The organism is Streptomyces sp. NBC_00873, from assembly GCF_045207415.1.
Taxonomy (GTDB): Bacteria; Actinomycetota; Actinomycetes; order Streptomycetales; family Streptomycetaceae; genus Streptomyces.
The window spans coordinates 3798022-3822634 of sequence record NZ_CP108803.1; the positions used below are offsets into that span (position 1 = coordinate 3798022).

The following is a 24613-nucleotide window of genomic DNA, read 5'->3' on the forward strand; positions in this document are numbered from 1 at the left end:
GTGTAACCACCCTCGCCGCCTCGCGAAGGCCGCCAATTCCCCACTCGTTCCGGGGAATTGGCGGCCTTCCGTCTTACCCGGGCTGCCCGGGTGCAACTCGTATCAGTGGAAGAAGTGCCGCGTACCCGTGAAGTACATCGTCACGCCCGCCTTCTTCGCGGCCTCGACGACCAGCTCGTCACGGACCGAACCGCCGGGCTGGGCCACGGCCTTGATGCCGGCCGCGGTCAGGATCTCCAGGCCGTCCGGGAACGGGAAGAACGCGTCCGAAGCGGCGTACGCGCCGCGCGCCCGCTCCTCACCCGCCCGCTCGACGGCGAGCTTCGCGGAGTCGACGCGGTTGACCTGGCCCATGCCGACGCCGACCGAGGCGCCACCCTTGGCAAGCAGGATCGCGTTGGACTTGACCGCGCGGCAGGCCTTCCACGCGAAGGCGAGCTCGGCGAGCTCGTCCTCGGGGAGCGCCTCACCGGTGGCGAGGGTCCAGTTGGCCGGGTTGTCGCCGTCGGCCTGGAGCCGGTCGGTGACCTGGAGCAGCGCGCCGCCGTCGATCGGCTTGAGCTCGACCGCGGAGCTCGGGGCGTCGGGGCAGCGCAGCACACGGATGTTCTTCTTGCGGGCAAGAATCTCGACCGCGCCGTCCTCGTACGCCGGGGCGACGATGACCTCGGTGAAGATCTCCGCGACCTGCTCGGCCATGGCGACGGTCACCGGACGGTTGGTGGCGATGACCCCGCCGAACGCCGACAGCGGGTCGCAGGCGTGCGCGTTGCGGTGCGCCTCGGCGATGTCGTCGGCGATCGCGATGCCGCACGGGTTGGCGTGCTTGATGATCGCGACGCACGGCTCGGCGTGGTCGTACGCGGCACGGCGCGCGGCGTCCGTGTCCGTGTAGTTGTTGTACGACATCTCCTTGCCGTGCAGCTGCTCCGCCTCGGCCAGGCCACCGGTGCCGGAGGTGTACAGCGCGGCGGGCTGGTGCGGGTTCTCGCCGTACCGCAGGACGTTGCTGCGCTCGTACGTCGCACCGAAGAAGTCGGGGAAGCCCGAGTCGTCGGCGGCGGCGTAGTCGTCCGCGAACCAGGAGGCGACGGCCACGTCGTACGCGGCGGTGTGCTGGAACGCCTCGGCGGCGAGCCGCTTGCGGGTGGTCAGGTCGAAGCCGCCCGCCTTGACCGCGGCGAGGACGTCGGCGTACCGCTCGGGGCTGGTGACGACGGCCACGGACGGGTGGTTCTTGGCGGCGGCGCGGACCATCGACGGGCCGCCGATGTCGATCTGCTCCACGCACTCGTCGGCGGAGGCGCCGGAGGCGACGGTCTCCTTGAACGGGTACAGGTTGACGACGACGAGGTCGAAGGGCTCGACACCCAGCTCGGCGAGCTGCTCGCGGTGGGCGTCCAGGCGCAGGTCGGCGAGGATGCCGGCGTGGACGCGCGGGTGCAGCGTCTTCACGCGGCCGTCGAGGCACTCGGGGAAGCCGGTGAGCTCCTCCACCTTGGTGACCGGCACACCGGCAGCGGCGATCTTCCCGGCGGTCGAACCGGTGGAGACGAGCTCGACGCCCGCCTCGTGAAGACCGCGGGCGAGGTCTTCGAGCCCCGTCTTGTCGTAGACACTGACCAGGGCGCGGCGGATGGGCTTATTCACCGACATGACCGAGATGAACCTTTCGTCCCTCAATGCGATAGCCGTTACGGGCGAGCCGCCCCACGACCTCGACGAGCAGCTTGCGCTCGACTTCCTTGATGCGTTCATGGAGAGCGGCTTCGCCCTCCGGCGTGTCCTCTTCGGTCACTTCGACCACGCCCTGCGCGATGATCGGACCGGTGTCGACACCGTCGTCGACGAAGTGGACGGTGCACCCGGTGACCTTCGCACCGTACGCGAGGGCGTCACGCACTCCGTGGGCACCGGGAAAGCTGGGGAGCAGGGCGGGGTGGGTGTTGACGAACCGGCCGCCGAACTCGGCGAGGAACCGCTTGCCCACGATCTTCATGAAGCCCGCGGACACCACGAGGTCCGGGCGGTGCGCTGCGGTGGCCGCGGCGAGCGCCGCGTCCCACTCCTCGCGGGTGGCGTAGTCCTTGACCTTGCAGACGAAGGTCGGCAGCCCCGCGCGCTCCGCCCGTTCCAGACCGACGATGTCGTCGCGGTCGGCGCCGACCGCGACGACCTGGGCGCCGAAGCCCGCAGGGTCGTCATCGATCGCGTCGAGCAGGGCTTGGAGGTTCGTACCCGAGCCGGAGACCAGCACGACCAGGCGGGCCGGGGCGGCGGAGGAGGGCGGGGAGGCCACGGCTGGGCCCTTTCTCGCGTGGTGAAGCCTCGCGTGGTGAAGCAGAGCGACGCTATTTGTACGGTCGTACGAAAGAATCGCCCCCCTCCATACGGGGAACTCTACGAAGGAGTCGACCGTCAGCAACGATACCGGCACATCGGGGACCCCCACGGGACGGGGGTGAGGGGCCGGATCGAAGAGAGGAGGGGGGTCCGGACGGAAGGCGCGGGCCACCGCCGCCTCCCAGCTTTCGGCCCCTGACGGCCGGGAGGTAGCGTCAGGGGACAGCGAACCGTCCGCAGGGCGGAAATGACGAGATGGGGAAGACGTTCACCATATGCCGGACCGACGCCGCCGCACCGCCTTCCGCCTCCCGCTGCCCGAGCGGTCCTCAGTGCTGCTGAGGGAACGCCGGCCCCCCACGGGCCCCTCCTCTTCCCCGGACAAGGACGACAACCCGTTCGCCGCACCGCCGGAGAACCGCCCCGACCAGCCGTGGCAGCCCCGCCACCCGTCGAACGGCGGGACCGACGGGGACGGCAACGGGAGCGGAAACGGCGACGGGGCACCCGAGGACGGCTCCTCCGACGACCGCCCCGTCTGGGGCAGCCAGTGGAGCAGCCAGCAGCCGGGACGCCAGAGCGGCGGCTTCGGTGGCCGTCCCGGCGGCCAGGGCGGACCGAACGGCCCGGGTGGCAAGGGCGGACCCGAGAACAGCCCCGGCGGACTGCGCTGGGACCCGACCGACCCCGCCCAGCGCCGCGCCCGCTACGCGCTGCTCTCCGGCATGTGGGCCTTCTTCTTCGCGATCTTCGATTTCCCGGAGATCGCCCTGCTGCTCGGCGCGCTGGCCGTGTACTGGTCGATCAGCTCACTGCGCGCCAAGCCCAAGAGCGCGACGGCGGCGGACAGCGCGGCCGGCGCCGCCGGTTCTTCCGGTACGGGCTCCGCTCCGACAGGCGCCCCGGTCTCCGGACCCGGTGCGCCGTACGCGCAGAACCAGGGCAGGCCGCAGACGACGGCCGCGGTCAGCGGGCTCGTCACGGCGCTGCTGGCACTGTCGATCGTCGCGATGACGTTCACGGTGCAGCTGGTCTACCGCGACTACTACACCTGCGTGAACGACGCGCTTACCAAGTCCGGACAGCTGGCCTGCAACGATCTCCTGCCGAAGCCGCTGGAACCGTTCTTCGGCGTCAAGAACTAGCGCTTTCTCCCGGCCCACTCGTCGGCCCGGCCTCCGGAGGCCGGGCCGACGGCGTTTCCAGCTCCGTGAGGAGCGGGACCCAAGGGGGATCCTCAACCGCTCGCCCGTGCCACGGATCGGTCGGCAGGAAGTCGTACGCGTCCCGGCCCGCGTGTTCCTCGTCGCGGGACGCGGAGGCGGTTGCGGGGGTGGGCACGGAGGCGGGCGCAGGCGCGGTCGCGGACGGCCGTACGGAGCCTGCTCCAGCCGCAGGTCCGGTTCCGGACTCCCTGCCGGCAGCCGCGTCCTCGCCCCCGGGCCCGCGCCGCGGGCGCCACCACCGGCGCCGCTCCTCGCTCGGCTGCCCGGGCGCCTCCGCATCGGCCACCCCGGGTGTCACGGGGTTCACCGCTTTCTCCATCGCCTCGGCGCGCTCCCCCTCACCGCCGGACTCCCGCAGCCGCCACGCCCTCAGCAGCAGCGCCCCCGGCACACCGAGCAGTGCCGTCCACGCCACCGCCGCCGCCCCGGTCAGCCACCACACCGGGCCGAACTCCGCCAGCGCCCCGGTCCCCAGCGGACCGCCCGCCGCCGCGGTCAGCACCGCCGTGCACGCGCCGCATCCCAGCGCAGCCAGGGCAGCCGTCAGCGCAGTCCCCCGCAGGCCCCACGCCGGCTCCCCCACACCACGGGCGGGCGCTGCCCTCCGTACCGTGAACCAGGCGATCGTCACCCCGGCCGCGACCGGTACCGCCGCGGCTGCCCAGTTCGGAGCCGTTCCGGTTCCGTGGGCGGGGACCGCGGCCAGCAGCGGGAAGTTCGGCAGGGCCGGTCGCCCGGTGAAGGCGAGCGGGGTGACCGTGGACGCCGTACCGAGGGCGAATCCCGGCCCCATCCCGTACGCGGCACCCCACATCGCCGCGTTCGGCACGAGCACCAGCGACAGCAGCAGGACCGCGGCCCGGCCCGCCCAGTCGCCGGACAGCCCCAGATACGCGTCCCGCACCGGCTGCTCATGCCACACCAGGGCCACCGCGACGAGCAGCGCCCCGCCACCCAGCAGCACCGCCGTCCCGGCCACCGCCGACCGGAGCACAGCGTCCGCCCGCTCCTCGAACCGGGACCGTGCCAGCGCCTCGCGCACCCGCACCGGCGCCCAGCCCGGCGGCGGCCCGATCGGGCGCCCGGCCGCCGCCCACACCCCGGCGGCTGCCCCACCTCCCACCACGAGGGCCATCGGGAACAGGAGCGAGCTCGGCTGCGCGAACATCGGCCCGCCCTTCGCATAGAGGGCAACCGCCACCGCGACCAGCAGATATCCGGCCATCACCAGGCAGAAGGCGCTCACGCCCGACGGCGGGTTGCGCCCCTCGTCCGGCTCCATCACGTCGCGGGCGGCCCGGTGCACCAGCCACACCAGCACCCCGGTGAGCAGCAGCGGGACGATGCCGACGGGGGCGGGGGCGCCGCTGAGGGTGTCGGTCCTGACGAGTGCCGCGCCGTGCGCCAGCAGCCAGATCCCGGCCGCCGCGTGGAGGGCCCCGCCGGGGCCGCTGTCGGGGGCCGGGGAGCTGATCCACACCACCATGGCGAGGACGGCGAGCGAGCCCAGTCCGAGCCCCGCGGCAAGCACCCCCCGCACGAAGGCGGATGCGAGTACGGCGGTCCTTCCCTGCTCTGCCGAGAGCGACAGGGTGCGTTCGGTCGTGTGGATCACACCGCAATGCTCCCAACGACACGCACTTAATCCATGTAACGGGCGATTAGCCGCCGTGTCGCTCAATATACGTTTATGTACATTTCCTTCCCGTGGAGGCCTGCCGGGGGTTCCTCATGACCCAGAGCGCCACCGACACGGCCTCCTCCCCCCTGCCCTCCCCGAAGGAGCTGCGCCGACTGCGTGAGGCGAAGTCACTGACTGAGGAGCAGGTCGCCGCGGCCATGGACGTCACCCCGGCCACGGTCCGGTCCTGGGAGTCGGGCCGCGCCAGCCCTCGGGGACGGAAGCGTGAGGCGTACGCGAAGCTGATCGGCTCGGTCGGCACGGAGGCGCGGAGCACCTCGGAAAGCACCCCTCCGGGCGCCCACGGCAAGCGGGCCGACCTGACGAAGCCGTCGTCGTCCCCGGCACCGGCACCGGCACCGGCACCGGCACCGGCATCGGCAGCAGCAGGAACGTCAGTGGGAGCGGCGGAAACGGTGCGGGCGGACGAGCCGCCGGCCGGCGACCGGCTGGACGCCCCCGTACCCGCCCCCGTACCCGCCCTCACACCCGCCGAGGCATTCGACGCCCTGTACGCGAAGAACGCCGCCGCCCTCTTCCGGCAGACGTTCCTGCTGACCGGCCGCCGGAACCTCTCCAGGGAGGCCGTCGAGCGGGCCTTCGAGCAGGCCTGGCAGCGCTGGCCCGAGGTCGCGGTGGACCGGGACCCCGCGGGCTGGGTACGGGCGGTCGCATACGAGTACGCGGTGTCGCCCTGGCACCGGCTGCGCCGGGCGCACCGCCACCCCGACCCGCCGCCCGCCGCCCCCGGCGCCGGCGCCCTGCTCGACGCACTGCTCGACCTGCCGCCGTCCTACCGTCGCACCCTGCTGCTCTACGACGGTGTCGGCCTGGACCTCCCGGAGACCGCCGCGGAGACGGAGGCGAGCACCCCAGCGGCTGCGAGCCGGCTGATGAACGCGCGAGCCGCGGTGGCCGAGCAGGTGCCCGAGCTGGCGGAACCCTCATCGCCCACCGGACGGTCGGCGCTGCTGCACGAGCAACTGGGCGCGCTCGCCCTCACTCAGCCGGTGGCCGCGATGCCCGCGGCCCGTGCGATCCGTGCCGGCAGTGAGCACAAGGCCAGACTCTGGACGCGGGCAGCCGTCGCCCTGACGGCCCTGATCGTCGGGATCGCACTGATCACCATGGTGATGTCTCCGGTGCGGTACGGGAATCCGCCTGCCGAGCGGGTCGGCGGCGTGCCTCCCCGCGGCGGTCCCCAGAAGCTGACCCCACAGGACCTCAAGCTGCAGAAGAAGCTGCACGAAGAGCTCGTCCGTGGCCCGGCGCGGCTGGTACCGGACCTGAGGTGACTCCAGCGCGCTCCGGCCGGCGCACAGGAAACGGCGCGGGCCCGTACCCCCGGAGGAGGGGTACGGACCCGCGCCGTCTGTGCGGAGGCAGTCCCGCGAAGAGGTGATCAGGCGCCGAGGATCTCGCGCGCCAGCTTGGCGGTCTCGGTCGGCGTCTTGCCGACCTTGACGCCTGCGGCCTCAAGGGCCTCCTTCTTCGCCTGGGCGGTGCCGGAGGAGCCGGAGACAATGGCGCCCGCGTGGCCCATGGTCTTGCCCTCGGGGGCGGTGAAGCCCGCGACGTAACCGACGACCGGCTTGGTGACGTTCTTCGCGATGAAGTCCGCCGCACGCTCCTCGGCGTCGCCGCCGATCTCGCCGATCATGACGATCAGGTCGGTCTCGGGGTCGGCCTCGAACGCCGCGAGGGCGTCGATGTGCGTCGTACCGATGATCGGGTCGCCACCGATGCCGACGGCGGACGAGAAACCGATGTCACGGAGCTCGTACATCATCTGGTAGGTCAGCGTGCCGGACTTCGACACGAGACCGATGCGGCCGGGCTTGGTGATGTCGCCCGGGATGATGCCGGCGTTGGACTGGCCGGGGGTGATCAGTCCGGGGCAGTTCGGGCCGATGATCCGGGTCTTGTTGCCCTTCGAACCGGCGTACGCCCAGAAGGCGGCCGAGTCGTGGACGGCGATGCCCTCGGTGATCACGACGGCGAGGGGAATCTCGGCGTCGATCGCCTCGACGACGGCGGCCTTCGCGAAGGCCGGCGGCACGAAGAGGACGGACACGTCGGCGCCGGTCTTCTCCATCGCCTCGGCGACGGAGCCGAAGACGGGTACCTCGGTGCCGTCGATGTCGACGGTCGTGCCGGCCTTGCGCGGGTTCACGCCGCCGACGATGTTGGTGCCATCGGCCAGCATGAGCTTGGTGTGCTTCATGCCGGTGGCACCGGTCATCCCCTGGACGATGACCTTGCTGTCCTTGGTGAGGAAGATAGCCATGGTGTTGGAGTCCCTCGTCCCTTACTTCGCAGCCGCGGCGAGCTCGGCGGCCTTGTCGGCCGCGCCGTCCATGGTGTCCACACGCTGCACCAGCGGGTGGTTGGCGTCGGAAAGGATCCTGCGACCCAGCTCCGCGTTGTTGCCGTCGAGGCGCACGACCAGCGGCTTGGTGACCTCTTCGCCCTTGCTCTTGAGCAGCGCAAGAGCCTGGACGATGCCGTTGGCGACCTCGTCGCACGCGGTGATGCCACCGAAGACGTTGACGAAGACGGACTTGACGTCCGGGTCGCCGAGGATGATCTCCAGGCCGTTCGCCATGACCTCTGCGGAGGCGCCGCCGCCGATGTCGAGGAAGTTGGCGGGCTTCACGTTGCCGTGGTTCTCACCGGCGTACGCGACGACGTCCAGGGTCGACATGACCAGACCGGCACCGTTACCGATGATGCCGACCTCGCCGTCGAGCTTGACGTAGTTGAGGTTCTTGGCCTTGGCGGCAGCCTCGAGCGGGTTGGCTGCGTCCTTGTCCTCGAGGGCCTCGTGGCCGGGCTGACGGAAGTCGGCGTTCTCGTCGAGAGACACCTTGCCGTCCAGCGCCAGGACGTCGCCGGAGGCGACCTTGGCGAGCGGGTTGACCTCGACGAGGAGTGCGTCCTCGGCGACGAACGTCTCCCACAGCGTCACCATGACCTCGGCGACCTTCTCGGCCACCTCGGCCGGGAACTTCGCCTGGGCGACGATCTCGCGGGCCTTCTCGATCGTGACACCGGTGTTGGAGTCGACCGGGACCTTCGCGAGGGCCTCGGGGGTCTTCTCCGCGACCTCCTCGATGTCCATGCCGCCCTGCACCGAGGCCATGGCCAGGAAGGTGCGGTTGGTGCGGTCGAGGAGGTACGAGACGTAGTACTCCTCAAGAATCTCCGGCGCGGTCTCGGCAATCATCACCTTGTGGACCGTGTGGCCCTTGATGTCCATGCCGAGAATGTCGGTCGCCCGGGCGACCGCCTCGTCGGGGGTGGCGGCCAGCTTGACGCCGCCGGCCTTGCCGCGGCCGCCGACCTTCACCTGCGCCTTGACGACAGACTTGCCGCCCAGCCGCTCGGTCGCCTCGCGGGCTGCCTCAGGCGTGTCAATGACTTCACCGGCCAGCACCGGTACACCGTGCTTGGCGAAGAGGTCCCTCGCCTGGTACTCGAACAGGTCCACGCGCGTCCGTCCCTTTTCAGTGGTCTCGCGGTTCGTTTTCAGCGTGGGCGTGCCGCGAGGGGCAACGTGACTGCTCGGTCACAAGGAAGGCGCACACGGTTACCGAGTACGCGGCATGTCCATCTCGCAGGTTATCCCCGAGCTCCGCATGACCCTAAATCGCAGATCGCACCTGGGCGGTGATTACGGTCACAGACCGTGCTGGTGGCCGGGTCGCAGTGGACGAAACGGCACGGGCCGCGCCGGTGGAGCGAGCGCGGCCCGTGTCCGGGCGGAACCCACGGTCGGGGCGCAGCGGTCCTGTACACGTCGGGGAACCGCCCGGCCACGGGCCGGGACGAACACTCAGCGCTCCGAGGGGTCTCAGATCCCCCGGGCCGGGTACTCCGGAGCGGTGAAGGCGGCCACCGCGTCGCTCCGACAGGCGGGCGCGATCGAGTCCGGACCCGCCGCTCCGTGCGCCGCGTGCTCGACGGCCGGACGGGCGTCGCGACCGCGGCCGAGGCCGCGGTGGCGTCCGCGGCCGGTTCGGTGTCCGGAACGGCTGTCCGGCCGGCCATCGCATCGGGCGCGGGTCGGCGACTGACCGTACAGCTGCTGCCGTCACGCCGGAGTGAGCCCTCTCAGAATGGCGCGGACTGCGGAACGCAGTCCTCCGCGGGCGACGGGACGTCGCGTGCACGACCCTTCCGGGTTGACACAAGTCCCTTGTTACTGATGGGTCTCCTTGTCCGGTATGGGCAGTGGCCTCTTCTCCAGTGCCGCGGCCATCACCTCCGGAAAGAGGTCCGGGGTGCACGCGAATGCCGGTGCTCCGAGCGCGCCGAGCGCCGCCGCGTGCTCGCGGTCGTAGGCGGGCGCGCCCTCGTCGGACAGGGCGAGCAGCGTCACGAACTGCACGCCGGACGCCTTCATCGCGGCCACCCGCTTCAGCATTTCGTTGCGGATGCCGCCTTCGTAGAGGTCGCTGATGAGGACCACGACGGTGTCGGCGGGCCGGGTGATCTGGGACTGGCAGTAGGCGAGCGCCCGGTTGATGTCCGTGCCGCCGCCGAGCTGGGTGCCGAAGAGTACGTCGACGGGGTCGTCGAGCTGCTCGGTGAGGTCGACGACAGCCGTGTCGAAGACGACGAGCCTGGTCCGCAACGTACGCATGGAGGCGAGCACCGCGCCGAAGACGGAGGCATAGACGACGGAGGCGGCCATCGACCCCGACTGGTCGATGCAGAGGATGACGTCCTTCTTCACGGCCTGCGCGGCGCGTCCGTAGCCGATGAGCCGCTCGGGGACGACCGTGCCGGCCCCGTCCCCGCCGGGAAGCAGGAGGTAGTTCTTGAGGTTGGCCCGGATGGTGCGGTCCCAGTCGATGTCGTGGTGACGCGGCCGGTTGATCCGCGCCGAGCGGTCGAGCGCGCCGGTCAGCGTGGCCCGGGTGCGGGTGGCGAGCCGCTTGTCCAGGTCGTCGACCACCTTGCGTACGACGGCTCGTGCCGTCTCCTTCGTCGTCTCGGGCATCGCCTTGTTGAGCGAGAGCAGTGTTCCGACCAGGTGGACGTCCGCCTCGACGGCCTCCAGCATCTCCGGCTCCAGCAGCAGCGTGGAGAGACCGAGCCGGTCGATCGCGTCGCGCTGCATGACCTGGACGACGGAGCTGGGGAAGTACGTGCGGATGTCACCGAGCCAGCGGGCGACGGACGGGGCGGAGGCGCCGAGTCCGGCCGAGCGCTCGGTCCCGCCGCGGCCGCCGGGCCTGCCCCCGCCGCCGTAGAGCGCATTCAGCGCACCGTCCATCGCAGCATCCTGTCCGGTCAGGGTGCAGCCGGTGGACTCGGCGCTTTCCGCGCCCAGCACCATGCGCCACCTCCGGAGCCGTTCGTCGTCCGCCCCGCCCCGCCCGGCGGCTCCCGGCCGCTCCGCGTCCGTGCCTGATTCCGTGACCGTCGTCATCCTGTTGCTCCCAGCGGTTCCATGGCGTTCTCGGCACCCTCTGCGCCCTCGCCGCATTCGGCGTTCAGTCCCAGCAGCAGCCGCAGCACCGGCACCACCGCGTCCGCCCGCGCCTCGTCGAGGCCGGGCCCGAAGCCGGGTGCCGCCGTCCCGGCGGCGGTCGCGGCCGGAGCCCCGGGGGCCGGACCGCGTCGTACGAGCTCGCCGAGCGTGCGCCGTACGCCTGCTTCGTACGCCGAGAAGGTGCGGCGCAGCAGCGGGAGCACATCGGTGAACGTGTCGGCGGGGACACCGGCCAGCCAGCCGTCGACCAGGCCGAGCAGCCGCTCGTCGTGGACAAGGAGCATGCCGCCCCCGTCGGCCCCGCCGACAAACCCCTCGATCCAGGCCGCCGCGTCGGCCGGGGGCGTGCCGGGCGAGAGGGCGAGGCCCATCAGCCGTGCCGCGTCGCCCTCTTCGAGCCGCCCGTCGTCGAGGAGCAGCCGCGTCGAGCGGCCCCGGATGACGCCCGCGACCGTGTCCCTGGCGGCCAGCTTGTGCAGCACGGCGGCCCAGCGCTCACGGAGTCCGTCCGCCGGTACGGTTCCGTCGAGCAGCCCGATCGCGGTGTGGACGCCGTCCACCTTGCGGCGCAGTTCGGCGGCTCCGTCGGCGTCGAGCCCGGTGCAGGCGGGCGGCATTCCGACACAGATCCGCTCGGCGAGCCCGGCCGCGACCTCGCCGAGCGCCGCGGTGTCCGTGGACCGCACGTCCCCGTACCGCAGGGTGCGGGCGAGGGCGGGCAGGGCGTCGGCGAGGTGGCCGACGTCTGCGTCGAGCGCGGCGCGGTCGGCGAGGGCCCGCATCACCACGGGCAGTGCCTCGGGCAGTTCGGCGAGGAGACAGCGCTCGGCGAGCGCGGTGACCTCGGCGAGTGCGGTCGCCGAGACCGCCTGGGACCCGGCCTTGGCCGTCGCCGCGGAGAGCACGGTGGTACCCCAGGTGCCGGCCTCCGCGACCTGTACGTACAGCTCGGGTTCCCAGCGCAGCCGCCAGCTCTCCCGGAAGGTGCCGGTGCTCGCCCGGCCCGCGGCGGGCTCGCCCCAGCCGACGGCGAGGATCCGCAGCCGGTGGAGCAGCCGGCTGCGGGCCGCGTCGGTGTCCTTGCGCAGGTCGAGCTCCAACTCCCGCTCCAGCGCTTCCGGTTTGAGACGGAGCGTGCGCTGCTGTCGGGTGAGGTCACGCTGCAGGGGCACGGCAGGGGCGGTGTCCGGCACTTCGCCGAGCGTCTCGCCGACGATCAGCCGGTCCCCGACGAGCGCGAGCGGCACATCGGAGCCTTCGCACATCACGGCCCGGATCGCATCGGTCGTCTCGCTCAGCCCTGCGAGCGGGCGGCCGCGCATGGCGGCTAGGGTCTCGGCGAGTCGTACGGCCTCGATGACATGGGCGGACGACACGAACCGGTCCTCGTCGCGCAGGAGTCCGGCAACCTTCGTCATCCACCGCTCGATCGGGCGGTCGGCGGCCTCGAAGAGGTGTCCGTACCAGCCGGGCGAGTCGATGCCCGCCCCGTATCCGCTGTGCCGGGCGAGCCGCCGATGCGACCAAGGCACCCAGGTCAGCTCGGCCTTGAGCTTGGGCAGCCCCTTGAGCAGGGCCCTGTCGGCGGCGAGTGTGGTCCTCGTACCGAGCGCGGGCACATGCCAGGCACCGCAGACGACCGCGACGTCGTCACCGAACTCCTTCACCGCCTTGCGGAGTTGGATGCGCATGTACGCCTCGCGGACGGCGTCACGAGGGTGGCCGCCGTCCCCGTACACATCGCGCAGGGCCGTCATCGCCTCGGCGAGCGCGGCGAACGGAGCCCGTGGGTCGACGGCCTCGCCGCCCTGGGTGCGGTGTTCGACGACGTCCTCCCACCAGCGCTCCGGGTCGTCGTATCCCGCCGTCTCGGCCAGTACGCCGATGGGGTCGATCGGGGCATGCCCGGGTGAGCCTCCCGGAGCCGGCTCCCCGGCTACGCCCCCGTCCGCACCCCCGGCCCCGTCCGCACCCCCGGTCCCGTCCCTGCCCGGTTCGCGTTCCGCTGCCTGTGTCATGGCCAGGGAGTTCGCCGCGGGCAGGTCGATGAAGCGGACCGGCACGTCGTGCGCCAGCGCCCAGCGGATCGCGACCCACTCGGGTGAGAAGGCGGCCAGCGGCCAGAACGCCGCCTGTCCCGGGTCGTCCACGGCATGGGCGAGCAGCGCGACCGGCGGTCGCATCCGCTCGTCGGCCGCCAGCGGCAGCAGTGCGTCACCCTCGGGAGGCCCCTCGATGAGCACCGCCTGCGGGCGGGCGGCTTCCAACGCCGCACGGACGGCTCGGGCCGAGCCCGGCCCGTGGTGCCGCACCCCCAGCAGCAGCGGTCCGACGGGACGCGTGGCCCGGGTCATGCGGATACCTCGCGGCAGGCGCGGTAGAAGTCCTTCCAGCCGTCCCGCTCCCGGACCACGGTCTCCAGGTACTCCTGCCAGACCACCCTGTCGGCTGCGGGATCACGGACGACCGCGCCGAGGATGCCCGCCGCCACATCGCCGGGGCGCAGCATCCCGTCGCCGAAGTGGGCGGCCAGCGCCAGACCGTTGGTGACGACGGAGATCGCCTCGGCGGTCGACAGCGTCCCCGAGGGGGACTTGAGCTTGGTGCGGCCGTCGGTGGTGACACCGTCGCGCAGCTCGCGAAAGACGGTGACGACGCGCCGGATCTCGGCCATTCCGTCGGGTGCGGCCGGGAGGTCGAGGGAACGCCCGATCTGGTCGACGCGCCGGGAGACGATGTCGACCTCCTCGTCGGGGGTGGCCGGTAGGGGCAGCACGACGGTGTTGAACCGCCGGCGCAGTGCGCTGGACAGCTCGTTGACCCCGCGGTCGCGGTCGTTGGCCGTCGCAATGACGTTGAATCCCCGGACGGCCTGGACCTCCTGACCCAGCTCCGGAACGGGAAGCGTCTTCTCCGACAGGATCGTGATGAGCGAGTCCTGCACATCGGCGGGGATGCGGGTGAGCTCCTCGATCCGCGCGGTCATGCCCTCGGACATGGCACGCATGAGGGGGCTCGGCACCAGGGCGTCCCGGCTGGGCCCGTGCGCGAGCAGTTGTGCGTAGTTCCAGCCGTAGCGGACGGCTTCCTCCGGGGTGCCCGCCGTGCCCTGGACGAGCAGCGTCGAGTCGCCGCTGACGGCGGCCGCGAGGTGCTCGGAGACCCAGGTCTTGGCGGTGCCGGGAACGCCGAGGAGCAGCAGCGCCCGGTCGGTGGCGAGCGTCGTCACGGCGACCTCGACGAGGCGGCGCGGCCCGACGTACTTGGGTGTGATCACCGTGCCGTCGGGCAGGGTGCCGCCGAGCAGGTAGGTGGCGACGGCCCACGGAGACAGCTGCCAACGGGCGGGCCGCGGGCGGTCGTCGGCTGCGGCAAGGGCCTTCAGCTCATGGGCGAAGGCGTCCTCGGCATGCGGTCGCAGGGCCTGTACGCCGACGGCGGCGGTGGTTTCGGACACGGTCATGGATCCCCCTCCAGATCGGTCGACCTGATGTGGTTCCCACCGTGCACCATGCCACTGACAATCGGCCCCGACCGCAGGTCAGGGCCGATTCAGCGGCTACGGGCGGGGAGTTCAGCCGGTCACCGGCGAGACCGCGACGCAGCCGCCGGCGGTGATGAGTCCCTCGCCCTTGGCCTCCTTGATGACCTTGCCCTTGTGTGTGATCGAGCAGGCGACGTCGGCCCCGTTCTCGTCCAGGGCGACCGGCATGACGGCGGGCGGCATGATGCCGCGCAGCGTGACGGTCTTCCGCCACGGCAGGGTCGGGGACTTGACCGTCTCGATCTCCGGGTCCATGGCTTTGCCCCCGCCCGCGTGGAACTGGATCTCGTCGACGCTCGTACCGGTGACCTCGTAGGTGACTTCGTACGTCTCGTCCACGGCCTTGTCCACCTGATCGACGGCCTCGGAGCAGGCCCCGAGGCCCACGGCGAGACCGAGGACGACGGCTGCGGAGACGGCAGTCCGGATGGTGCGGGCGTGACGGAAGTTGTGGATGTTGCGGACAGTGTGGCTCATCGGTCGATCCCCCCGAATTCAAAGGTCGGCACCTCGCAGCGAATCGCAAAGGAAGAGTAAAGTCAAGTTGCTTGCGTGACGACGAAATGGCAGGTCAGGGTGATTGTCAGTGGTGCGTCCTACCGTCGTCCCCATGCTGCTATCTCACGGGGGAGAACCCTTGCGCACCGCCGGTCCGGTGGCGCGCTGGACGGTGGAGCAGGTCCTGGCCCTGGCTCCTGACGAGGCATCACGCAAGGCGGGGAGCAAACTCGGTTCGGCCGGACCGTGGTCGGGTGGCGGGTGTGACGGTTCGGGTGCGGTGTGGGGGCTGTGCAAGGGCAGCGGAAGCAAGCCGTATCAAACCGCGGTCGACACCACCGGCCCTGCGTACAGGTGCAGTTGCCCCAGCCGGAAGTTCCCGTGCAAGCACGCGCTGGGACTGCTGCTGGTCTGGGCTTCCGGCGAATCGGCCCTGCCCGCGGGCGAGGTACCGGACTGGGCCGGCGAGTGGCTGACGGGCCGTCGCAAGCGCGCGGCGGACAAGGGGGAGAAGGGCGGGCCGGCGGCGGGCGGCACCTCGGCTGCGGGCCCGGCCGACCCGGAGGCGGCCCGGCGGCGCGCCGAGCGGCGGGCCGGGCGGATCACCGGCGGTGCACAGGAGTTGGAGCAGCGGCTGATGGATCTGGTGCGCGGCGGTCTGGCGGCGGCCGACCAGTCGGGGTACGGGCTGTGGGAGGAGACGGCGGCCCGCATGGTCGACGCACAGGCGCCAGGACTTGCCGGCCGGGTCCGTGAGTTGGGGGCGATCCCGGCGTCCGGCCCCGGCTGGCCGGCGCGGTTGCTGCAGGAGTGCGCGCTGCTGCATCTGCTGGACACCGCCTGGCTGGGCATCGACCGGCTGCCGGAGCCACTGGCCGCGACGGTCCGTACGCGGGTGGGGCTGACATCCCCCGCCGACGGCCTCCCGGTCCGTGACCGGTGGCTGGTCCTCGCCCAGTACGACACCCCGGACGGCAAGATCGTCACTCGTCGGATCTGGCTGTACGGAAAGGACTCGGGCCGCACCGCGCTGTTGCTGTCCTTCGGAGCGGCCGGGCGCTCCCCCGGGCAGGCCCTGCCGGTGGGCGTCACGCTCGACGCCGAACTCACGCCGTATCAGGGGGCCGGGCAGCTGAGGGCGGAGCTGGGCGCGCAGTTCGGTGCGCCGGTGCCGTCCGGCACTCCCCCTCGAGGCTCCACGACCGCGGCCGCGGTCGCCGCGTACGGACGCGCCCTGCGGGACGACCCCTGGCTGGAGTCCTGGCCGGCGACGCTGCGCGAGGTCATACCGGTGCCGTCGGGCGACGGCTGGCAACTGGCGGACGCCACAGGCGGTACGGCCCTGCCCGTCGTCCCGTCGACGCTGTCCCGGCCGGGCCTGTGGAAGCTCGTCGCGCTGTCCGGCGGCGCGCCCGTCACGGTGTTCGGCGAATGCGGCCACCGCGGCTTCGACCCGCTCGCCGCCTGGGCCGATGGCTCCGGCGGCGGTGCGGCCGAGACCGTACCGCTCATCTGACCGTTCCTGGGCGGTGGGCAGGAGTGAGTCCTGGCTCACCGGCACGCCCCGAACGGTCTTGGGCGCACTGGTCCTCCGCTTTCGCGTCCCGGTCGGCGACGCATATCCCGTATGCGCTCCGTCCCGGGCGGGCGGAATCCCTACGACCTGGCCATGTGGGTGTGGCCAAAGGCGACGGGGAGGCCCCGAACCATCTCGCTGGTGACACGGGGGCCCCGACTGCTGACGCCACACCCGGCGTCCCAGATCGCACCGAGAACGTTACCCACACCTCACCTGGCATACCCGCAGATCGTCACACCGCTCACCCCATCGTGTTCATGTTCGCCAAAACGATGCACCTGCCCAGCAGTTGTGAACCCCTCGAGGAGGACCGATGTCCAGTACAACCATCCCGTGGGACGAGCTCGTCACCTCGGCGTTGCTCGGCACCGATCGCCGACCGTCAACGGCGGGCGGCGATCGGGGGCCGGTCGCGCTCCTGGACGCGGCGGCGCTCCAGACCGTGCGGCACAGAGCCGGACTGCTGCCCGCGGCCGCGGCCGCGCGGCCGGGGACGGCGCCCGCCGACCCCCGGCCGCCCCTGCCGCCGGCCGCGCGGCGCAGACTCGCCCAGCTGCTCGCCGACCGGTCGGCGCCGAGCGGTGCGGGCGGCCGGCGCGGTGCCGCGCCGGATCTCACCGAGCTGATCCCGCAGTGGCTGGCCACAGCCGGTCTGCACGGCTACCGGGCTCCGGCGGCGCTGCTCCCGGCGCTGTTGGACGCGGCCCGCGCCCGTACCGACCTGCGGCCGCAGGCCCTGGCGTTCGCCGGGCCGCGCGGGCTGTGGCTGGCCCGGCTGAACCCCGAGTGGAAGTTCGCGCTGCGCGGCTCGTCCGGTGGCGCGCCGCGGCCCGGGGTGACGGACCCGGAGGCGGTGCGCCGGCTGTGGGAGGAGGGCTTGTTCGCCGAGCGCGTCGCCCTGCTCGGGGCCATACGCGCGCATGATCCGGGGAGCGCGCTCGCGCTGCTGACCAGCACGTGGCCGACGGAGCGTGCCGAGGACCGGCTGATGTTCGTGGACTCGCTGCGTACCGGGCTGTCCGGTGCGGACGAACCGTTCCTGGAGCAGGCGCTCTCCGACCGCAGCCGCAATGTCCGCGCGACGGCCGCCGAGCTGCTGTCCGCGCTGCCGGAGTCGGCGCTGGCCGGGCGGATGGCCGCTCGTGCGGCGTCGTGCGTGAACCCGGACCTGACGGCCAGTTCCGCGTCCATCGCCGTGGAGGCACCGCATGAATGCGATGCGGAGATGCAGCGCGACGGCGTGGTCGCGGCGCCGCCGTCCGGCCGGGGCGAACGGTCGTGGTGGCTGGGCCAGTTGGTGGAGTCGGCCCCGCTGTCCACCTGGCCGGCGCGGTTCGGTGGGCGTACGGCGCAGGAGATAGTCGCGCTGCCCGTCGCCGACGGCTGGGGTGAGGAACTGCACGCAGCGTGGTGCCGGGCGGCGGTGCGGCAGCGGGACCCGGAGTGGGCCCGCGCGCTGCTGGGCGCCCCCTCCGTACCCCCGTCGAACGGCCCCGGCACGGCGTCGCTCGCCGAGCGCTCCAAACTCCTCGCCACACTGCCGGGTGCGGAACGGGCCGCGTGGGTGGCCGACTTCATTGCCGCGCACGGGCTGTCCGAGGCGTTCCAGCTCCTGGGGGTCTGCGCGATTCCATGGGCGGAGCCGCTGGGCAGATCGGTCGTCGACGCACTCGACATCGCCCGTGACGCGGGGAGTTATCCGTGGAGCTTCAGCGGCGTGATGGGCCTCGCCGAGCGCTGTCTGAACCCGGCGGAGGCGGACCGCCTGGAGGTCCTCACGACGACACCGGACGAGCCGGAGGGCGCGTCGCCGGGAGCCGCCGGCTACTGGTCGGAGGCGTTCCAGCGTCTGGTCTCCACCCTGCGGCTGCGTGCGGCGATGGAGGTGGAGCTGATGCCGGAGGCCGTGTAGGGGGTGCGGTGGTGCCGGCGGCGGGCTGCGCGGCCCGCGCCGCGCTGTGTCCTCAATCTCCCCCATGGTCTCCAGGGCATGGGGGACCCCTTCGACGGACTCGGCCTCGCACCGGGCAGGCGATTGAGGACACAGGGCACCGGACGGACGGGCACCCCGGCCCGCCCGGGTCAGGCGTCTGCGGACTGGCGGACGTTGGCGTTCACCCACTCGACGATCGAGCCCGTCGTCGCACCCGGGGTGAAGATCGCCGCGACGCCCTTCTCCTTCAGCGGTGCGATGTCCGCCTCCGGAATGATGCCGCCGCCGAAGACCTTGATGTCCTCCGCGTCGCGCTCCTTCAGGAGCTCGATCACCTTGGCGAAGAGCGTGTTGTGCGCGCCGGAGAGGATCGAGAGGCCGATCGCGTCGGCGTCCTCCTGGATCGCGGTGTCGACGATCTGCTCAGGCGTCTGGTGGAGCCCGGTGTAGATGACCTCCATACCGGCGTCGCGCAGCGCCCGCGCGATCACCTTCGCCCCGCGGTCATGGCCGTCGAGGCCCGGTTTGGCCACCACCACACGGATCGGACCGGTCACACCCATCACTGCCTCCACATGCGTCTCCCGTACCGGAAAGGGCCGGGGATGTGAACGAACGTTATCGACAGCATCCCGCACCCCGCCGTTTCGCGGTGGGCCGGGAGGGGGAAATCACACCTGGGACATGTTCGCCAGGCCCCGTTCCCGCATCACGCGGCACACCTGCCGCGCGGGCCACGGAGGCAAGGGGAGCCGCTACGAGGTCGCCGTACCACCGCGCCGTCAGCCGCACGGCACGGTGGTACGGCTCGCCGACAAGGTGGTCCGACCAGCCACCCGCGCCTCTGCCACGGCGCCCCATGAGGGCATACGGGGACTTGAGCCGCCTCCCGTGCGCCGAAGCAGGAGGTCGGCCATGAAGGTCCTGCCTTTTCTTCCGCTGCTGCTGCGCCAGCCGTCTCTGCGCCGCACCTGGCTGTCATCGGCACTGCTGAGAGCCACCGCGCTGGAGCTGGTCGTGCTCGTCGGGCACGTGCTCCTCTACCCCTCGGGCATGACCGGGGAGCGGCATGACGCGACGCCCCTGGCCGAACAGCCGCCCACCGCGCCGGCCGGAGCCCGGACCCTGCCCACCGAGAGCCCCGAGCGGCGGCCCGTCGTGCTCCTGCACGGGTTCATCGACAACCGCTCCGTCTTCGTCCTGCTGCGCCGTTCCCTCGCCCGGCACGGCTGGCACCACCTGGAGTCCCTCAACTACTCACCGCTGACCTGTGACGTCCGCGCGGCCGCCGAACTTCTCGGCCGGCATGTCGAGGAGATCTGCACCCGCACCGGTCACCACGAGGTCGACATCGTCGGCCACAGCCTCGGTGGCCTGATCGCCCGTTATTACGTGCAGCGACTCGGCGGCGACCGACGCGTCCGCACCCTGGTCACGCTCGGCACCCCGCACGGCGGCACCGCCGTCGCCCCGGTGGCCAGTGCGCACCCGATCGTGCGCCAGATGCGCAGCGGTTCCGCCCCGGTCGAGGAGCTGCGCCGCCCCGCGCCCGGCTGCCGCACCCGGTTCGTGAGCTTCTGGAGCGAGCTGGACCAGGTGATCGTCCCGGCCGAGGCGGCCTGCATCGACCATCCGGACCTCGATGCGCTGAACGTGCGCGTCACCGGGATCGGCCACCTCGCACTGCCGGTCCACCCGGCGGTCGCCGCCGGGATCCGGCAGGCCCTGGAGTCCGCGGAATCGGCCACCGGACTCATGGGAGCCGCCTCGGTGGCCTGAAGGACCGGAGTCCCTCACTGGCACAAGGCCGCCACGCCGTGCCGGGGCACGCCTCCCGGGCGCCATGGCCGCCCGGAGCACGCTCACAAATAGAACGCGTTTCGAACATAGAGCCAAGGCTCTGTGCGCAGTCCGCCGAAAGACGGCCGATTGCCCGTTTCCTGTGGGCCCAAAACCTGACGAAGATTGTCGCCGTCACGTACTGCCGGGTACAGTCGCGGCCACTGCTTTCCCTCTGGGATTCCCCACCGGGCCCCCAGACCCAGGTCCTGCTGCCGAGGCGAGAGAGAAGTTGGTGAACGACCAGCACCCCCACGCCGGGTATGTCGGTTACGACAGCCACTCCATGGGCAGCTACGACAGCGACCCGCTCTTCGGCTCCCTTCCGGGCAGCTACGACGGTGCGTACGACACCGCCGGCTACAGCAGCGGCTACGACACCGGACAGGCCGGGTACAGCGGCCAGTACGACTCCACCCAGTGGGACACCGGCGCACATCAGACCGCCGCGTACGACCCCTATGCCGCGTACGGGACCCAGCACCCGCAGCAGTACGACACCACCGCGACCTGGATGCCGGAAGCCCCGGGCATCCCCGCGCAGGGCGGCGCTCCGGACGCCTCGGGCCAGTGGGACACCAACGGCTGGCACCAGAACGGCCAGTGGGCGATGGCCGAGACGGCCGCCTACGACGCCGGCGCGTACGACGCCACTGCCTGGAACACCGGCGCCACGCCCGAGCACGAACAGCAAACCGCGCAAACCGCGCACGAGTCGTACGAACCCGAACAGGCCGCGTACGAGGTGTACGCGGACCGGGGTTCCCATGCTCCGTACGAGCCCTACCCGTCAGCCGGGACCGCGGAGCCCGCGGACATCACCGCGACCTCCGAGTTCGGCGTCGCCGACCTGGACCCGGACCTCGACGCCGATGCGGACAACGCGGCAGACCGGGCGGACCACACCGTCGGCATCCCCCGCCCTGCGAGCCGTTCCGTCACCCGCGGCAGCGGTGGCAGCCGCGGCCGGCGTCGTACCGCCGCCAAGCGTTCCGCTCTTCTCACCGTCGCCGTCCCCTCCGCCTGCGTGATGAGCGTCGCCGGTATCGCCGCCGCCTCCGTCGGCGGACTCGGCAGCGGCGAGGACACCAAGGACGACACCACGTCGATGGCGGCCGTCGACCCCGGCAGCGCCAAGCCGGTCGCCGCCAACAACAAGCTGGACACCCTGTTCGACAACCTCAGCGCCGACGCCGAGAACTTCGCCGACCGCGCCAGCCGCACCCAGGAGCGCATCGACCTGAGGGAACGGCAGGCCGCCGAGAAGAAGAAGCGCGAGGAGGAGGCCGCCCGGAAAGAGGCGCTGCGGCCCAAGTTCCTCCTGCCGGTCAAGCAGCACGGCCTCAGCGCCTACTTCGGCCAGGCGGGCGTCAACTGGATGTCCGTGCACACGGGCATCGACTTCCCCGTCTCGTACGGCACTCCGGTGATGGCCGCGACCGACGGCACCGTACGCACCCAGTGGAACAGCGCCTACGGGAACATGGCCATCGTCACCACGGCCGACGGCACCGAGACCTGGTACTGCCACCTCAGCAGCACCAGGATCCGCTCGGGCCCGGTCAAGGCCGGTGACGTCATCGCGTACTCCGGGAACTCCGGCAACTCCACCGGCCCGCACCTGCACTTCGAGGTCCGGCCCGGTGGCGGAGCGGCCATAGACCCGCTGCCCTGGCTCCGCAGCCACGGCGTCGACCCGACCTGAGCAGCAGAGTCCGACACGGCGCAGGCCCCGCCCGCCGGCAGGGGGCGGGCACCTGCGCCCGCCCCGTCGGCTCCGGGGCGGACTCCTAGAGCTTCTCCACCGGCGCGTACCGCAGCAGCAGCTTCTTCGGTCGTTCGTCCCCGAAGTCGACCGTCGCCTTCGCCTGGTCGCCGATCCCCTCGACCGCCGTCACCGTGCCGAGCCCGAACTGGTCGTGCGTGACCCGGTCCCCGACCACCAGCGTGACCGTCGGCTTGTCCGAGGTGCGCCGGGTCGCGAAGCCCGAAGGGCCCGAGCGGGCGCGCGACGAGGACAGCGACGACGTGATCCCCGACGTCGGTCCGGCCGGGGCCGCCATCGGACCGGTCCGCTTCCACTCCAGGTGCTGGTCCGGGATCTCCTCCAGGAACCGCGACGGCGGGTTGTACGAGGGCTGACCCCACGCACTGCGCATCGCCGCCCGCGTCAGGTAGAGCCGCTCACGGGCACGGGTGATCCCGACGTACGCGAGGCGCCGCTCCTCCTCCAGCTCCTTGACCTGCCCCAGGGCGCGCATGTGCGGGAAGACGCCGTCCTCCATGCCGGTCAGGAACACCACCGGGAATTCGAGCCCCTTGGCCGTGTGCAGCGTCATCAGCGTGATGACGCCGGAGCCGTCCTCGTCCTCGTCGGGGATCTGGTCGGAGTCGGCCACGAGCGCGACCTTCTCCAGGAACTCGGCGAGCGTGCCCGTGCCCGCACCTTCCTCCCCGGCGGACTCCCCCCGCTCCTGCTCGAATTCGAGCGCGACGGCGGCGAGTTCCTGAAGGTTCTCGATCCGCGTCTCGTCCTGCGGGTCCGTGGACGCCTGGAGCTCGGCGAGATAGCCGGTCCGTTCCAGCACCGCCTCCAGCACCACGGCGGGGCCTGCGCCGGACTCGACGATCGTGCGCAGTTCCTCCATCAGCGTGTTGAACCGCTTGACGGCGTTGGCCGAGCGGGCCGCCATGCCGTACGCCTCGTCGACGCGGCGCAGTGCCTGCGGGAACGTGATCTTCTCGCGCAGCGACAGGGCGTCGATCATCGCCTCGGCGCGGTCGCCGATACCTCGCTTGGGCACGTTGAGGACGCGGCGCAGCGGAACGGTGTCCTCGGGGTTGGCGAGGACCCGGAGGTAGGCCAGGATGTCCCGGACCTCCTTGCGCTCGTAGAAGCGCACGCCGCCGACGACCTTGTAGGGCAGGCCGACGCGGATGAAGATCTCTTCGAAGACGCGGGACTGCGCGTTCGTCCGGTAGAAGATCGCGACGTCGCCGGCCTTCGCGTCGCCCGCGTCGGTCAGCCGGTCGATCTCGTCGGCGACGAACTGCGCCTCGTCGTGCTCGGTGTCCGCGACATAGCCGGTGATCCGGGCGCCCTCGCCCGCATTCGTCCAGAGGTTCTTGGGCCGGCGGCTCTCGTTGCGCTCGATGACAGCGTTGGCGGCGGAGAGGATCGTCTGCGTGGAGCGGTAGTTCTGCTCCAGCAGGATCGTCGTCGCGTTCGGGTAGTCCTCCTCGAACTGGAGGATGTTACGGATCGTCGCGCCGCGGAAGGCGTAGATCGACTGGTCGGCGTCACCCACGACGCAGAGTTCGGCGGGGGCGTCGGCCTCTCCGGCCGGGCCGACCAGTTCGCGTACGAGCGTGTACTGGGCGTGGTTGGTGTCCTGGTACTCGTCGACGAGGACGTGCCGGAAGCGGCGGCGGTAGTGCTCGGCGACGTCGGGGAACGCCTGGAGCAGATGGACCGTCGTCATGATGATGTCGTCGAAGTCCAGTGCGTTGGCCTCGCGCAGCCGGGACTGGTACATCGCGTACGCCTGGGCGAGCGTCTTCTCGAAGCCTCCCCCATTCTCGGCTTCGCTCGAATGGGAGGTACCCCCTCCGACCTGGCCGGCGAAGGTCTCCTCGTCGATCAGCTCGTTCTTCAGGTTCGAGACCTTGGCCGTGAACGACTTCGGCGGGAAGCGCTTCGGGTCGAGGTCCAGATCGCGGCAGACCAGTGCCATCAGCCGCTTGGAGTCGGCCGCGTCGTAGATCGAGAACGACGAGGTGAAGCCGAGCCGCTTCGACTCGCGGCGCAGGATCCGTACGCACGCGCTGTGGAACGTCATGACCCACATGGCGTTGGCGCGCGGTCCGACGAGCTGCTCGACGCGCTCCTTCATCTCGCCCGCGGCCTTGTTGGTGAAGGTGATCGCCAGGATCTGGCCGGGGTGCACGCCGCGCTCGGCCAGCAGGTGGGCGATGCGGTGGGTGAGCACCCGGGTCTTGCCGGAGCCCGCGCCGGCGACGATGAGCAGCGGCGATCCGGCGTGCACGACCGCGGCGCGCTGCTCGGTGTTCAGCCCGTCGAGCAGGGCGGCGGAGTCGATGGCGGGGCGGTGGGCGCCGTCCCGGTAGTACGCGTCCCGAGGCGGCGCGGGCGCGTCGAACACGCCCGCGAAGAGGTCCTCCGGCACCGCTTCGGGTGCGGAGTCCTCGGGGGGCGGCGGGGGTTCTTCCTCCGAGTGCTGGAGGCCGGCCAGGAAACTGTCGTCAAAGAGGCTGCTCATCGCCTCACGAGTCTAGGGCGACGCACCGACACTCTGCGGCCGCATGGAGAAGTGCGGCCGGAAGGCGCCTACATACGGAGAACACCCACCCACGCCCTGTAAGGAAATCGGGGCCCGGGCCGCCTTCTCCGGCCCTTCTTCACCAAGGTCACGAAAACGTATCGGGCATATCGAACATCAACCTTCACAG

The 24613-nt window shown here is 71.6% G+C and carries 17 protein-coding genes; 6 read left to right on the forward strand and 11 right to left on the reverse strand.

Features of this window, described 5'->3' with window-relative positions:
* Positions 1-102 precede the first annotated feature (102 nt).
* Positions 103-1656: a bifunctional phosphoribosylaminoimidazolecarboxamide formyltransferase/IMP cyclohydrolase gene (gene purH, locus OH809_RS17155; RefSeq protein WP_406421563.1), complete on the reverse strand. Its 1554-nt coding sequence runs from the start codon at positions 1654-1656 to the stop codon at positions 103-105.
* On the reverse strand, positions 1643-2299 hold the full coding sequence (gene purN, locus OH809_RS17160) for a phosphoribosylglycinamide formyltransferase (RefSeq protein WP_406421562.1): 657 nt from the start codon (positions 2297-2299) through the stop codon (positions 1643-1645). Before purN ends, purH begins: the two co-directional genes overlap by 14 nt.
* A 319-nt stretch (positions 2300-2618) precedes the next feature.
* Here purN and OH809_RS17165 point away from each other — a divergent pair, with 319 nt between their 5' ends.
* Positions 2619-3488, forward strand: coding sequence for a hypothetical protein (locus tag OH809_RS17165; protein ID WP_406421561.1), 870 nt, complete (start codon positions 2619-2621; stop codon positions 3486-3488).
* Here OH809_RS17165 and OH809_RS17170 read toward each other — a convergent pair.
* On the reverse strand, positions 3478-5184 hold the full coding sequence (locus OH809_RS17170; protein WP_406515297.1) for a DUF6350 family protein: 1707 nt from the start codon (positions 5182-5184) through the stop codon (positions 3478-3480). The two genes, OH809_RS17165 and OH809_RS17170, sit on opposite strands and share 11 nt — an antisense overlap.
* 116 nt (positions 5185-5300) lie before the next feature.
* Here OH809_RS17170 and OH809_RS17175 point away from each other — a divergent pair, with 116 nt between their 5' ends.
* Complete coding sequence (locus tag OH809_RS17175) at positions 5301-6545, forward strand: sigma factor-like helix-turn-helix DNA-binding protein (protein ID WP_406421559.1); 1245 nt, start codon at positions 5301-5303, stop codon at positions 6543-6545.
* Positions 6546-6652: 107 nt separating this feature from the next.
* Here the strand turns inward: OH809_RS17175 and sucD are convergent, their stop codons facing one another.
* The 6 genes from sucD to OH809_RS17205 all read right to left on the reverse strand — a co-directional run bounded on the left by sucD (position 6653) and on the right by OH809_RS17205 (position 14771).
* Complete coding sequence (gene sucD / locus OH809_RS17180; protein WP_406421558.1) at positions 6653-7537, reverse strand: succinate--CoA ligase subunit alpha; 885 nt, start codon at positions 7535-7537, stop codon at positions 6653-6655.
* A gap of 21 nt (positions 7538-7558) precedes the next feature.
* Complete coding sequence (gene sucC / locus OH809_RS17185; protein WP_266982419.1) at positions 7559-8740, reverse strand: ADP-forming succinate--CoA ligase subunit beta; 1182 nt, start codon at positions 8738-8740, stop codon at positions 7559-7561.
* A gap of 711 nt (positions 8741-9451) precedes the next feature.
* Positions 9452-10594, reverse strand: a complete 1143-nt coding sequence (locus tag OH809_RS17190; protein ID WP_406425139.1) for a VWA domain-containing protein — start codon at positions 10592-10594, stop codon at positions 9452-9454.
* Positions 10595-10683: 89 nt separating this feature from the next.
* Positions 10684-13104: a DUF5682 family protein gene (locus tag OH809_RS17195; RefSeq protein WP_406421557.1), complete on the reverse strand. Its 2421-nt coding sequence runs from the start codon at positions 13102-13104 to the stop codon at positions 10684-10686.
* Complete coding sequence (locus OH809_RS17200; protein ID WP_406421556.1) at positions 13101-14213, reverse strand: AAA family ATPase; 1113 nt, start codon at positions 14211-14213, stop codon at positions 13101-13103. Before OH809_RS17200 ends, OH809_RS17195 begins: the two co-directional genes overlap by 4 nt.
* A 111-nt stretch (positions 14214-14324) precedes the next feature.
* On the reverse strand, positions 14325-14771 hold the full coding sequence (locus OH809_RS17205) for a hypothetical protein (protein ID WP_406421555.1): 447 nt from the start codon (positions 14769-14771) through the stop codon (positions 14325-14327).
* A 133-nt stretch (positions 14772-14904) separates the two neighbouring features.
* Between OH809_RS17205 and OH809_RS17210 the strand changes: the two genes are divergently transcribed.
* Together OH809_RS17210 and OH809_RS17215 are read left to right on the forward strand one after the other, a co-directional pair.
* The gene (locus OH809_RS17210) at positions 14905-16308 is read left to right on the forward strand and encodes an SWIM zinc finger family protein (protein WP_406421554.1); all 1404 of its coding nucleotides are present in this window, start codon (positions 14905-14907) and stop codon (positions 16306-16308) included.
* A gap of 376 nt (positions 16309-16684) precedes the next feature.
* Positions 16685-18283, forward strand: coding sequence for a DUF5691 domain-containing protein (locus OH809_RS17215; protein ID WP_406421553.1), 1599 nt, complete (start codon positions 16685-16687; stop codon positions 18281-18283).
* Between the two features lie 170 nt (positions 18284-18453).
* Here the strand turns inward: OH809_RS17215 and OH809_RS17220 are convergent, their stop codons facing one another.
* The gene (locus tag OH809_RS17220; RefSeq protein ID WP_406421552.1) at positions 18454-18867 is read right to left on the reverse strand and encodes a cobalamin B12-binding domain-containing protein; all 414 of its coding nucleotides are present in this window, start codon (positions 18865-18867) and stop codon (positions 18454-18456) included.
* A gap of 352 nt (positions 18868-19219) precedes the next feature.
* Here OH809_RS17220 and OH809_RS17225 point away from each other — a divergent pair, with 352 nt between their 5' ends.
* Together OH809_RS17225 and OH809_RS17230 are read left to right on the forward strand one after the other, a co-directional pair.
* Positions 19220-20083: an esterase/lipase family protein gene (locus OH809_RS17225; RefSeq protein WP_406421551.1), complete on the forward strand. Its 864-nt coding sequence runs from the start codon at positions 19220-19222 to the stop codon at positions 20081-20083.
* Positions 20084-20378: 295 nt separating this feature from the next.
* A complete protein-coding gene (locus OH809_RS17230) occupies positions 20379-21848 on the forward strand; it encodes a M23 family metallopeptidase (RefSeq protein WP_406421550.1) in 1470 nt (489 codons plus the stop codon).
* An 85-nt stretch (positions 21849-21933) separates the two neighbouring features.
* Here OH809_RS17230 and pcrA read toward each other — a convergent pair whose 3' ends face one another.
* Entirely contained in the window at positions 21934-24423 is a 2490-nt protein-coding gene (gene pcrA / locus OH809_RS17235; protein ID WP_406421549.1) for a DNA helicase PcrA, read from the reverse strand.
* Positions 24424-24613: the final 190 nt, after the last annotated feature.

Excerpts from the sequence above, each read along its gene's own strand:
- purH (WP_406421563.1), bottom strand. The coding sequence starts at position 1,656 with ATGTCGGTGAATAAGCCCATCCGCCGCGCCCTGGTCAGTGTCTACGAC.
- OH809_RS17165 (WP_406421561.1), top strand. The coding sequence starts at position 2,619 with ATGCCGGACCGACGCCGCCGCACCGCCTTCCGCCTCCCGCTGCCCGAG.
- OH809_RS17175 (WP_406421559.1), top strand. The coding sequence starts at position 5,301 with ATGACCCAGAGCGCCACCGACACGGCCTCCTCCCCCCTGCCCTCCCCG.
- sucD (WP_406421558.1), bottom strand. The coding sequence starts at position 7,537 with ATGGCTATCTTCCTCACCAAGGACAGCAAGGTCATCGTCCAGGGGATG.
- OH809_RS17190 (WP_406425139.1), bottom strand. The coding sequence starts at position 10,594 with ATGGTGCTGGGCGCGGAAAGCGCCGAGTCCACCGGCTGCACCCTGACC.
- OH809_RS17195 (WP_406421557.1), bottom strand. The coding sequence starts at position 13,104 with ATGACCCGGGCCACGCGTCCCGTCGGACCGCTGCTGCTGGGGGTGCGG.
- OH809_RS17200 (WP_406421556.1), bottom strand. The coding sequence starts at position 14,213 with ATGACCGTGTCCGAAACCACCGCCGCCGTCGGCGTACAGGCCCTGCGA.
- OH809_RS17205 (WP_406421555.1), bottom strand. The coding sequence starts at position 14,771 with ATGAGCCACACTGTCCGCAACATCCACAACTTCCGTCACGCCCGCACC.
- OH809_RS17210 (WP_406421554.1), top strand. The coding sequence starts at position 14,905 with ATGCTGCTATCTCACGGGGGAGAACCCTTGCGCACCGCCGGTCCGGTG.
- OH809_RS17215 (WP_406421553.1), top strand. The coding sequence starts at position 16,685 with ATGTCCAGTACAACCATCCCGTGGGACGAGCTCGTCACCTCGGCGTTG.
- OH809_RS17220 (WP_406421552.1), bottom strand. The coding sequence starts at position 18,867 with ATGGGTGTGACCGGTCCGATCCGTGTGGTGGTGGCCAAACCGGGCCTC.
- OH809_RS17225 (WP_406421551.1), top strand. The coding sequence starts at position 19,220 with ATGAAGGTCCTGCCTTTTCTTCCGCTGCTGCTGCGCCAGCCGTCTCTG.
- pcrA (WP_406421549.1), bottom strand. The coding sequence starts at position 24,423 with ATGAGCAGCCTCTTTGACGACAGTTTCCTGGCCGGCCTCCAGCACTCG.